General features: G+C 34.9%; 13 protein-coding genes. 6 read left to right on the top strand and 7 right to left on the bottom strand.

Going from position 1 to position 10,692, the window contains the following annotated elements:
- From ACY651_RS20545 to ACY651_RS20535, 3 genes are all read left to right on the top strand, one after another.
- Window positions 1-422 (top strand): Rossmann-fold NAD(P)-binding domain-containing protein (locus ACY651_RS20545; protein ID WP_462255400.1); only part of this gene is annotated, 422 nt, incomplete at its 5' end.
- Between the two features lie 97 nt (window positions 423-519).
- Window positions 520-1,029, top strand: coding sequence for a hypothetical protein (locus tag ACY651_RS20540; protein ID WP_462255399.1), 510 nt, complete (start codon window positions 520-522; stop codon window positions 1,027-1,029).
- A 274-nt stretch (window positions 1,030-1,303) separates the two neighbouring features.
- Window positions 1,304-1,978: a porin family protein gene (locus ACY651_RS20535; protein ID WP_462255398.1), complete on the top strand. Its 675-nt coding sequence runs from the start codon at window positions 1,304-1,306 to the stop codon at window positions 1,976-1,978.
- A gap of 98 nt (window positions 1,979-2,076) precedes the next feature.
- On the opposite strand, the gene ACY651_RS20530 is transcribed toward ACY651_RS20535, so the two are convergent.
- The 5 genes from ACY651_RS20530 to ACY651_RS20510 form a co-directional block, all read right to left on the bottom strand.
- A complete protein-coding gene (locus ACY651_RS20530) occupies window positions 2,077-2,718 on the bottom strand; it encodes a response regulator (protein WP_462255397.1) in 642 nt (213 codons plus the stop codon).
- 238 nt (window positions 2,719-2,956) lie between these two features.
- Window positions 2,957-3,718 carry a 4-hydroxy-tetrahydrodipicolinate reductase gene (gene dapB / locus ACY651_RS20525; RefSeq protein WP_462255396.1) on the bottom strand — a complete coding sequence of 254 codons (762 nt, stop codon included), beginning with the start codon at window positions 3,716-3,718 and terminating at the stop codon, window positions 2,957-2,959.
- Window positions 3,719-3,759: 41 nt separating this feature from the next.
- Entirely contained in the window at window positions 3,760-4,410 is a 651-nt protein-coding gene (locus tag ACY651_RS20520) for a DUF5683 domain-containing protein (RefSeq protein WP_462255395.1), read from the bottom strand.
- A gap of 169 nt (window positions 4,411-4,579) precedes the next feature.
- Window positions 4,580-5,491, bottom strand: a complete 912-nt coding sequence (locus ACY651_RS20515; RefSeq protein WP_462255394.1) for a ParB/RepB/Spo0J family partition protein — start codon at window positions 5,489-5,491, stop codon at window positions 4,580-4,582.
- Window positions 5,492-5,578: 87 nt separating this feature from the next.
- Window positions 5,579-6,379: a ParA family protein gene (locus ACY651_RS20510; protein WP_462255393.1), complete on the bottom strand. Its 801-nt coding sequence runs from the start codon at window positions 6,377-6,379 to the stop codon at window positions 5,579-5,581.
- A gap of 174 nt (window positions 6,380-6,553) precedes the next feature.
- On the opposite strand from ACY651_RS20510, the gene ACY651_RS20505 reads away from it, so the two are divergent.
- Both ACY651_RS20505 and ACY651_RS20500 read left to right on the top strand, forming a co-directional pair.
- Complete coding sequence (locus ACY651_RS20505; RefSeq protein ID WP_462255392.1) at window positions 6,554-7,063, top strand: NADPH-dependent FMN reductase; 510 nt, start codon at window positions 6,554-6,556, stop codon at window positions 7,061-7,063.
- 80 nt (window positions 7,064-7,143) lie between these two features.
- A complete protein-coding gene (locus ACY651_RS20500; RefSeq protein WP_462255391.1) occupies window positions 7,144-8,400 on the top strand; it encodes a metallophosphoesterase in 1,257 nt (418 codons plus the stop codon).
- A 13-nt stretch (window positions 8,401-8,413) separates the two neighbouring features.
- Here ACY651_RS20500 and ACY651_RS20495 read toward each other — a convergent pair whose 3' ends face one another.
- Window positions 8,414-8,581, bottom strand: coding sequence for a hypothetical protein (locus tag ACY651_RS20495; RefSeq protein WP_462255390.1), 168 nt, complete (start codon window positions 8,579-8,581; stop codon window positions 8,414-8,416).
- Between the two features lie 114 nt (window positions 8,582-8,695).
- Here ACY651_RS20495 and ACY651_RS20490 point away from each other — a divergent pair, with 114 nt between their 5' ends.
- Window positions 8,696-9,625 (top strand): hypothetical protein, encoded by a 930-nt coding sequence (locus ACY651_RS20490; RefSeq protein ID WP_462255389.1) that lies wholly within the window; start codon window positions 8,696-8,698, stop codon window positions 9,623-9,625.
- Window positions 9,626-9,711: 86 nt separating this feature from the next.
- Here ACY651_RS20490 and ACY651_RS20485 read toward each other — a convergent pair whose 3' ends face one another.
- Window positions 9,712-10,539 (bottom strand): CvfB family protein, encoded by an 828-nt coding sequence (locus ACY651_RS20485; protein WP_462255388.1) that lies wholly within the window; start codon window positions 10,537-10,539, stop codon window positions 9,712-9,714.
- Window positions 10,540-10,692 lie beyond the last annotated feature (153 nt).

Below are 10,692 nucleotides of genomic sequence, written 5' to 3'. Positions count from 1 at the left end.
GTTTAATAAGTTATAAAAGTGCACCCGGCGGCGGTACCACCGATTATGCTATCGAAATTTTTCATGAAGCGCTGGAAGAAAAAAAATACGAATGTTTTTTAAAAGAAGATACTTACCTGCCTATGATGTATATGCCCGATGCAATAAGGGCAACTATTGAACTGATGGAAGCGCCTGCAGAAAAAATTGCTGTGCGTACTTCGTACAATATTTCGGGCATGAGTTTTTCGCCAAAAGAAATTGCTGCCGAAATAAAAAAACATATTCCTGAGTTTGAAATGAGTTACAAGTCAGATTACAGGCAAACTATCGCCGACAGCTGGCCGCAGAGTATTGATGATACTGTTGCCAGAAAAAATTGGGGCTGGAAGGAAGATTATAATTTACCGGCAATGGTAAAAGACATGCTGGATAATTTATAAACTGAAATTCATTTTTTTGTTTTAACTATTCGTTTACCAACTAAATATAATTGTTTAACCCACACGCCTTAATTTTGTGTTTAAAAAATTTACTTTTATGAAAAAGATTTTTGCAGTTATTGCCATTACCGCAATTTGTTCAGCCGCCCATGCCCAAAACGATGATAAAAAATTCCATTTTAGTGTGGGGCCAGAAGTTGGTTTTGCGACGGCAGATTTTAGCAATACGCACTCTGTAGGCATTGGCGCTACAATTCAGGCAGAAAATAATATTGGCGGTACTACCAGTATTACACTTACTACTGGTTACATGTCGTATGCAGGTAAATCTGCAGGCGCAGGAATTAAATATAAAGCTGCAGGTATTATTCCCCTAAAAGCTGGTATAAAATATTTTTTATCTGGTGGCTTTTATGGTTTAGCGCAATTAGGTGCCGGTTTTTTTAATAATAATGGCGGTACTGCTTTTGCATACTCTCCCGTGGTTGGTTACGAATTTAATGCCAATTCGGGCAAAGCTATTGATGCCAGTTTAAAGTATGACGGTTATTCAAAAAACAATGCCAACCTTGGTTCGGTAGGCATAAGATTGGCTTATAAATTTTAATAATTTCAATAATTATTTCAAGAAAAATCCTGCTGAGAAGCAGGATTTTTTTGTTTGAATTCTTATAACTGTATGTTTTTAACTGTGCATTTATTTCGTTTAACTGTGTAATATTTTCACTTAACTGTGTTTTTTAAATAGTCTTCATTAAAGTTTAACATTTATATAACATGCTAATTACACATTAGTTGTACATCATTTTTTTTAAATATTTTTGAAGATTACTAATTTAGTGGGATATTTGTGCTATATTTTTAACCAAAAATTACGTAACATGAAAAAAACAGTTCTATTCGTTGCCTTATCAGCAGCAGCATTTGCCGTACAGGCACAAACTACATTTGGCGCACACGCCGGTATTAACGGAGCTATGATTACAAGCAAGAGTACTGGTGGAGGCCAAACAACAACTGAAAAGTCTGACACAAAAGTAGGATTAACTGTTGGTGTAAATGCAGAAATACCCATTGCATCTTCATTAGTTTTTCGCCCTGAATTAAATTTTATACAAAAAGGGGGTAAAAAAACTGAGAGCTCTGGCGGAGTTTCCAGTGAATATAAAATTACCATGAATTATCTTGAACTTCCTTTAAATGTGGTTTACAAATTTAGCGGAAGCGGTTTATTTGCAGGCGCAGGCCCATCACTTGGCTATGGTATATCAGGCAAGTACAAAACAAAATTTACTGCCGGGTCAAATACTACCGAAGATAATACTGATATCAAATTTGACGGCGAGAAAAATGCTACTGACAATAAGTTTCATTTAAAGGGGTTGGATTTTGGCGCTAATTTTTTAGTTGGCTATCAATTTAGTAATAATTTAGTTTTAAAAGCTAATTATACTCTTGGGTTGTCAAATATATCCCCCGAAGATAATTCATCATTAAAAAATACCGGATTGGGTTTTACAATCGGGTATAGATTTGGTGGTGCATCAGAAGAATAAAATCTTTTACAACTCTTATAAATAATAAAAGCGGCATTTGCCGCTTTTATTATTTATTTTACTTTTCATTTTTTTAAATGAAGAAAATAGTATCAGACTTAAATTAACTTATGCTCGTAAGAATATTTAATCAGCCCAATAACACCTGAAGTTTTTGTTTTTCTAAAAATATTTTTGCGGTGGGTTTCTACAGTGCGTTCGCTTAAAAAAAGCTGTTCAGCAATTTGCTTATTGTTATTTTCTTTTTCAATTAATTTTATAATTTCTATTTCTCTTGCAGTAAGGTGTGCATCATCGCTTTCTTTTTTAAGTTCGCTGGCTTTGGTCATTTCATGCAGCACTTCATCGCTAAAATAAATACCGCCACCCGAAATTTTTTCTAATGCAGTAATCAATTCCTGCTTACCAATATTTTTTAAAACATAACCGGCAATATCAGCATCGTCAATCATCTGGTTTACCAAATCGCCCTGGCCACTCATGCTAAGTGCCAGTATTTTTATTGAAGGAAATTTTTGGTGTACGGCTTTAGAAAGTTCAGCGCCGTTCATGCCCGGCATCATAACATCGGTTAATAAAATATCCACTTTTGTTTGCTCGAGCAATTGCAGCATTTGCAATGGTTGTGTACATTCAATTACTACTTTAAACTGATCGTACCCCTGCAGTAAAGATTTTAATCCATCAATTACTATCTGGTGATCATCAACTATGGCTAAAGAGATTTTTGGGCTTTTCATTCCTGTATAACTGCTTATTATAAAGATATGTATAAGAAAACACAAACGCAGATTTAATAAACAAATTGCAATGTATATAAATTATAAGCAATAACTATCCGCTATTTGGAAATTATTATTTAAGTTTAAGAAGCTTGGCGAAACTCTTGGAGGGTTTAGCAAAGTATAAATAGTTTGCCAGGGATTCAGATAACCCTCCAAGAGTTTTTTACCCGTTAGAATCCAAAATAGTGGATAGTTATTTTAAGCCTAATACATCCTTCATGTTGTAAATTCCTTTTTTGTGGTGTAAAAACTCTGCGGCTAATACAGCGCCTGTTGCAAAGCCGGTGCGGCTGTGTGCGGTATGTATAATTTCTATATCATCAATGGCACTGCTGTATTTTACCGAGTGTGTGCCGGGTGCCGGATCAATTCGTTTACTTATTATAGAAAGCTCGTTGGGATATTTTGCAATATCGTTGATCCACTTTTTTTTAAGGGAATTATTGTCTAAAATTTGTTCGGCCAATGTTATCGCTGTACCGCTTGGTGCATCTTTTTTTTGAGTGTGATGAATTTCTTCCATGCTCACTTCATAACCAGGTTGACGGCTCATGAGTTGTGCCAGTTTTTTATTCAACTCAAAAAAAATATTTACACCAACACTAAAATTGCTGGCATATAAAAGTGCACCATTCAATGTTTCGCATTTATTTTTTATAAGTTCCCATTGTTCCAGCCAGCCGGTGCTGCCGCTTACCACTGGTATGCCTGCATCAAGACATTTTAAAATATTTTCCACAGCACTGTGTGGCCCGGTAAATTCAATGGCCACATCGCATTGCTGTAAATTTTCTTTAGTAAAACTATCGGTGTTATTAATATCAATTTTTAAAACAGCAGTATGGTTTCTTTGCAAAGCAATTGCTTCAATAGCCTTACCCATTTTACCATAACCGATCAATGCAATTTTTAACCCCCCTGATTCGCTAAACGTAGAATTATCTGTTGTACTCATTAAATATTATTTATTGAAAATTTTTACAAAAACAAATATAATCATTTAGACCGCCTGGCAGTTTTTGAGTGAATATCTAAAACCAAACTTATGCCATTAGTATTGGCCATGGGGCTGTAGCCGGGTTTTATTTGTAAACTTAAATTATCGCTTACATCAAAAGTTTTAAGGTGAGCATCAACTGCAGCATCAACAACATTCAATCCCCAAAATGCAATAAAAAATAAAACGGAGTAGTCAACATTTTGCCGCACTTCGTTCCTGAAATTTTTTATCCTGTCGGGGTTGCTGCGTACACTGTAGTAAGGTTCGGGAATTAATTTATCGTTGGAGGTATCACCATCAATAGCATTTTTGTAAGAGCTGTTGGCTTCTCTAAACTGTTTTATATTTCTAACAAAAATATAAGCAGTAGTACCCAATGCACCATAAACGATCGGCATTTTCCAATATTTTTTATTGGTAAACTGCCCCCAGCCAGGTAAAATTGCAGAACGTAAAATTGCTACACGTGGATTGTATGGCTTGGAAGTATCAATTGAGAAAATTTTTGTTTTTTCTTTTTTGACAATTGTTTTTTTATTTTTTTGAATACTGCCGGTGTCCTTTAAAATTAAAGTGTCTTTCTGTGCAAAAACTTTAGTTGCAGCAAATAAAAAAAATAAAAAAAATATTGATTTGAGAAAAGTCATTTACGCTTTATGTTCTTAAAACAACTCAATGCAAATGTTACTTTCTTTGAGCTGTCAGGCTGAGCTTGTCGAAGCCGGTATGAATTTTTAATCTGTTTGCATTTCCTTTAAACATCTTTCTACAAGCTCAAGATGACAAAGGCTGCCAGTTTTTAATTTAACACTTAAATTAACTAACCGTTATTTTAAATTTATCCAGCAGGGCATTTAACTCCTCCAGTGAATAATATTCAAATAACACTGAGCCGTAGCCTTTTTTATTGTGTGTTAATTTTACTTTAGTATTAAAGTTAGATGCTAAATTATCTTCTATCTTTTTAAATGCAGGTGGCATCTCTGTTTTTACAGCAACTTTAACAGCATGGGGTGTATAAATTTGCCTTACCAAATCTTCTGTTTGCCGTACAGATAAACTGCGTTTTTTTATCTCGTTAAAAATGTACAATTGTTTATCTATTACATCAACATTTATTAAAGCCCTTGCATGGCCCATTGAAATAGCACCATTGCGTACTGCAATTTGTATATCGGGTGGTAATTTTAATAATCTTATATAATTGGTAACTGTGCTCCTGTCTTTACCCATTCGCTCTGCCACTTGTTCCTGTGTATAATCCAGTTCATCCATCAGGCGTTTATAACTTAATGCAATTTCTATGGCATTTAAATTTTCTCTTTGTAAATTTTCTAACAAAGATAATTCCAGCAACTGCACATCATTAGCCTGCCTTACATAAACAGGCACATCTTTTAAACCAGCAATTTTTGCAGCTCTGAATCTTCTTTCACCTGCTATTAACCGGTATTTACCATTGGGTAATTTACTTACGGTAAGCGGCTGAATAATATCATGCAACTTTAACGAAGCTGCTAATTCACTCAGCGCCACTTCATCAAAATCTTTACGGGGTTGTTTTGGGTTTACTTCAATTTGCTCTAAAGCAACACGGGATGAGGTGGTAGATTGCTCAACAACATCGGTTCTTAAACTGCCGGCAGTATTTTTTAAATCGGAATCTATATTTTGTAATAAACTGCGTATTCCTTTTCCGAGAGCGTCTTTTTTATTTGGTTGGGTCATTTAAGTTGTAAGTTTTAAATTGTAAGTTTTAAGTAGTGAGTTCTAGTATGAAGCTGTGTTTACTTATAACTTAGAACTTACAACTTATCACTCAAGACTTCTGTCTTCTTCTTTTATTTTAGTAAGATTATTTTTTTGTAAAATTTCTTTTGCAAGGTTTAAATAATTGATAGAGCCTTTACTGTCGGCATCGTATAAAATTACCGGTTTGCCAAAACTTGGTGCTTCGCTCAATCTTGTATTACGGTGTATAATACTGCTGAAAACAATATCTTCAAAATGGCGGCGTACTTCGCTAACTACCTGGTTGCACAAACGTAAACGACCATCGTACATCGTCATTAAAATACCTTCAATTTTTAAATCGGGGTTCAGCCTGTTTTGTACAATCTTTATAGTGTTTAATAATTTACCCAAACCTTCTAATGCAAAAAATTCTGTTTGTACTGGTACTACCACGCTGTCGGCTGCAGTTAATGCATTAACCGTAATTAATCCTAAAGAAGGGGAGCAGTCAATAACAATAAAATCGTACTCATCTCTTATGGGAGCTAAAATATTTTTTAAAACACTTTCCCGGTTAGGATAATTGATCATTTCAATTTCGGCACCCACCAAATCAATATGCGATGGCACTAAATCTAAATAAGGAATTTCAGATTTTAGAATTACATCTTTAACCCTGGCTTCATTTACCATACAATCGTAAAGGCTGAGGGTAATATTATGTAAATCGAAACCGGTGCCTGTTGTACTGTTGGCCTGCGGATCCGCATCTACCAGCAGGGTTTTATATTCCAGCACAGCTAAACTGGCAGCTAAATTAATAGCCGTGGTTGTTTTGCCAACACCGCCTTTTTGATTTGCTACTCCTATTATTCTTGCCATATTCCTTAGTTGTTAGTATTAAGTTGACAGTTGATAGTAAGTTGCAATTTCAAAATACTGTCATCTAACAGCTGTCAATTTTTCCGTCAGGTTGGCAAATTTAACTATTCGGCATAATATTGGGCAACAAAGAATCAACATCTTTGTTATAGTTATAAACAATATATATAAATAATGCTCACAATAGTTTCGGGAACCAACAGATTGGGAAGTAATACGCTTAAAGTGGCAATAGAATACCAGCGAATTTTAAAGGAAAAGGGTGTTGATGCAAATTTGTTTTCGTTGGAGGGAATTAATTTAATGCAAAGAGAGTCCAGTTTTGAAAAGATAGAAAACGAGATCATGATACCTACTTCATCATTTATTTTTATTGTGCCGGAATACAATGGCAGTTTTCCCGGTGTTTTAAAAATGCTTTTCGATACAGGCAGCTCACACAATATCTGGTTTAATAAAGAAGCATTAATAACAGGGAATTCTACAGGCCGGGCCGGTAATTTACGGGGCATGGATCATCTGGCCGATATTCTTAATTACTTAAAAATTACAGTGCATCCCAATAAATTACCTTTATCCTCAGTAAATACTTTAATGGATGCTGATGGAAAATTTACAGATGCAGGGACATTGTACGCTATCAATTATCAGCTTGATGAATTTTTAAAATGGAGGCGGGGATAATTTTTACCATTTCGTTAAAACATTTTTGTTGCTCAAACGTCTAATTTCATAACTGTAAACAATTAACTACAAATTCAAACATGCGTACACCTTTAGGCGTAATTATTTTTATCTCCATCATGCTGTTGCTGGATACTTATGTTTTCCAGGCCGTAAAATCAGTCAGTCAATCGTTATCGCCAAAGGCAAAAACAATTATTTATACTGTTTACTGGGGCCTTACCGCCATTGCCATCATCAGCTTTTTATTATTTGTTTATACCGATCAGGATTTTTTAGGTAAGAAGGTAAGGACTTATTTATTTGCCACTGTAATTGGTTTGTTTTTAGCAAAAATTACCGCTGGGGTTTTCTTTTTAATTGATGATATAAGAAGAGGGGTGCAGTGGGGTGCTTTAAAATTATTCAGCAGCAGTGGTGCAGGCGAGGCCAGCGATTTTACCGGCGAAGGCATTAGCCGCTCAGCATTTTTAAACTGGTTGGGTTTAGCCGCAGGCACCACATTATTTGGCAGTTTGCTTTACGGCTTTACCAATAAATATAAGTACGATATTAAAAGATTGCAATTGAGTTTTGAAAATTTGCCCAATGCATTTAAAGGATTAAAAATTGTACACATCAGCGATATACACAGCGGCAGTTTTATGGATAAAAAAGCTGTGTTGCATGGGGTAGAAAAAATAATGAATGAAAAGCCCGACATTATTTTATTTACCGGAGATTTGGTTAACGACAGGGCCACTGAAATGGAAAACTATATGGATATTTTTAGTTTGCTAAAAGCGCCACTGGGAGTGTACAGCACTTTTGGCAACCACGATTATGGCGATTATGTACGCTGGCCATTCAACGGCATTACTAAAGAACAAAATTTAGAAGACCTTAAAAAAGTACATGCCGGTTTGGGCTGGCGGTTGTTGATGAACGAGCATGTGGCATTGGAAAAAGATGGCGAACATATTGCATTGCTGGGTATAGAAAACTGGGGTGCCAAAGCAAGGTTTCCAAAACATGGCCGAATGGACTTGGCGCATGCCGGCACAGAAAAATATCCTTTCAAAATTTTATTAAGCCACGATCCCAGCCACTGGGATGCTCAGGTAAAAGAAAAATATCCTGATATTGATTTAATGCTGAGCGGCCATACCCATGGCATGCAGTTTGGTGTAGAGATACCCGGTTTTAAATGGAGCCCTGTACAATATATGTATAAGCAATGGGCGGGTGTGTATGAAGATGGCAAACAAAAATTAAATGTAAACCGTGGTTTTGGTTTTATTGGTTATCCCGGAAGAGTGGGAGTGTTGCCGGAGATTAGTGTGATTGAGTTGGGATAAGATGATTTGGAGATTAATCTTTTATATCCCGGGCTTTTATTTTTACGATTTTTCCGTTTTTAGAAAATACTAATTCACTATTTGTTTTACGTTTGGATTCAAGCAATTTTTTCCAGGTAAGATCAAGCCCTATTATTATTTTTTCTCTCAATTCATCCATATTTTTTCTACGGGTATCCATTTTATTTATTTTATGATTATGAATTTGAAGGTACAAATATTTAGATTTTAGAGTCTAAAAAATTTTAACCTTTACTACAGTGTTTTATTTTTATCTTACTGAAAATAAAATTTTATGCTGCGTTTTATTGGTGCGATAACTTTTGCTTTTGTGTTTTTTTCTTGCTCAAATAAATCTGACAGTATTTTAGCAGTGTTTAAAGCTACTGAAGAAGGACTAACTCAATCTAATTTTGCTATTGCATCTGCAAATAAAGAAATATATAATGCAATAAATGATAAGTTGACCGATGTTAGCACAGTGGAACGTGGATTAATATGGCAACCAAAAGCGCTGCTTATTAAAGATATTTCTGGTTCAATAAAAATTTACATAGATTCATTAATTAAAGCTTTGAAGAACGAAGCAGGCATTAAAATGGAAAATGAAAAGATGGTTTTTCATGAGGATAATATTGATGCAGTAAAACGTTTGTTTATAGAAAAAAACAAAGGCAGCGAATTATTTAAAAAGTTAACAAAATATACCGAGGATATGCTGGCTGTTGATCCAGAGATAAAGAAACAGTTTGGGGAACAAATTAAATTTAAGTTTGAAGTGGATAAAAAAAATGATTTTACAGAAAAATATTTTAAACATACCCCAGCAATTGCTGCACTTGCAATGCTTAGAAGATTTGAGAATAGTATTGTTGTTATGGAGAATAATTTTACACGATTTTGCTTGGAGAAAACATCTTTTAGTGGCTGCAATTTTGGGAGGCGTATTCAGGCTATAGTATCTCAGAATTCCGAGTATCTAAAAGCTGGAGATGAAATTGAAATAACAGCAGGGATAGGAACTTTTTATGATGCGGCAAAGCCCAAAATAACTATTGGGAACAAGGTTTTTGAATCTGACGCAATTGATGGTTTTGCAAAGTATAAATTCAAAACCCAATTAAAAGCGGGTAAATATTCATTGCCTGTAAAAATTGAATTTATTGATGCTGACGGAACAAAAAAAATAGTGCCAATGAAAGTAGATTACACCATTCTCGAATAATTTTTATTAAAACGGGTTGTTAGAAATTATAAAAACCGTAATGTATAAACCCTAATTCCTAATCCCAAATTCCCAATTCCAAAAAACTACACCAACCTAATCCCCGCCTTCTCCAAACTAATTTTCTTTTGTTTATACAAATTGCCCACCGTCATTTTAAATGTTTTTTTACTCATACCAAAAAAAGAATAAATTTCTTCCGGGTCGCTTTTATCGTAATAAGGTAAGTAACCATCGTTTTCATTCAGTAACCGTAATATTTTTTGTGTTTCATCTTCCACACGGTTGTAGCCAGGTTTGCCGGCAGCGACATCAATTTTATTATCAGGATAAATCTTTTTTATAAAACCTTTAAATTGATCTCCTGCGGTAATATCCCGGTAAATTTCGTTGTGGTGCAATACACCCGTGTGTAAACTATTGATGATAACAACATAACCAATATCGGTGCGGCGGTAAACGGTAAGATCCACTTCATCCAAAACTTTTACAGTTAAATCATCATTGCTTAAAAAAGGTTCAATTTTTTCTGTGGCAGCAAGGCGGCCTGTTTGTTCATCCAAATAAATTTTTACCAAATACTCGCCGTTGGGTATCATGCCACGCTGCTGTTTGCTTTTGGGCACAAAAATATCTTTCATCAAACCATTGTCTAAAAAAGCGCCTTGCGGTGTTACACTTATCGTTCGCAGTTTTACAATATCACCCAAAATACCTTTAGGTTTTTGAGTAGTTGCAATCATGCGGTCTTCGCCATCGTGGTATAAAAAAACATTGATGTCATCGCCAATTTTTATGTTTTCGGGCATAAAGCGCTTGGGTAATAAAATACCTTCTGCGCCATCATCTAAATAAACCCCAAACGCCACTTCACGTATTACTTTTAAATTATTGTATTCGCCAACTTTTATCATAATATTTTGTATTGAGGTAAAGGTAAGTTTTTTAAATACTAAACCTCTAAACCCTAAACTTCTCAACCCTTAAACCCTAAACTTCTAAACCCTAAACCCCTAAACTTAAAATGCGTTATCTTCACCAAAATAAAAATACACTTTGAAGTTTAC

This window comes from Ferruginibacter sp., assembly GCF_031391665.1.
Taxonomy (GTDB): domain Bacteria; phylum Bacteroidota; class Bacteroidia; order Chitinophagales; family Chitinophagaceae; genus Ferruginibacter.
The sequence above is the reverse complement of the archived record's forward strand: the minus strand, read 5'-3'. Positions and strand labels throughout refer to the sequence as shown.

Coding starts and splice junctions, on each gene's coding strand:
- ACY651_RS20540 (WP_462255399.1), top strand. CDS start 520: ATGAAAAAGATTTTTGCAGTTATTGCCATTACCGCAATTTGTTCAGCC.
- ACY651_RS20535 (WP_462255398.1), top strand. CDS start 1,304: ATGAAAAAAACAGTTCTATTCGTTGCCTTATCAGCAGCAGCATTTGCC.
- ACY651_RS20530 (WP_462255397.1), bottom strand. CDS start 2,718: ATGAAAAGCCCAAAAATCTCTTTAGCCATAGTTGATGATCACCAGATA.
- dapB (WP_462255396.1), bottom strand. CDS start 3,718: ATGAGTACAACAGATAATTCTACGTTTAGCGAATCAGGGGGGTTAAAA.
- ACY651_RS20520 (WP_462255395.1), bottom strand. CDS start 4,410: ATGACTTTTCTCAAATCAATATTTTTTTTATTTTTTTTATTTGCTGCA.
- ACY651_RS20515 (WP_462255394.1), bottom strand. CDS start 5,491: ATGACCCAACCAAATAAAAAAGACGCTCTCGGAAAAGGAATACGCAGT.
- ACY651_RS20510 (WP_462255393.1), bottom strand. CDS start 6,379: ATGGCAAGAATAATAGGAGTAGCAAATCAAAAAGGCGGTGTTGGCAAA.
- ACY651_RS20505 (WP_462255392.1), top strand. CDS start 6,554: ATGCTCACAATAGTTTCGGGAACCAACAGATTGGGAAGTAATACGCTT.
- ACY651_RS20500 (WP_462255391.1), top strand. CDS start 7,144: ATGCGTACACCTTTAGGCGTAATTATTTTTATCTCCATCATGCTGTTG.
- ACY651_RS20495 (WP_462255390.1), bottom strand. CDS start 8,581: ATGGATACCCGTAGAAAAAATATGGATGAATTGAGAGAAAAAATAATA.
- ACY651_RS20490 (WP_462255389.1), top strand. CDS start 8,696: ATGCTGCGTTTTATTGGTGCGATAACTTTTGCTTTTGTGTTTTTTTCT.
- ACY651_RS20485 (WP_462255388.1), bottom strand. CDS start 10,539: ATGATAAAAGTTGGCGAATACAATAATTTAAAAGTAATACGTGAAGTG.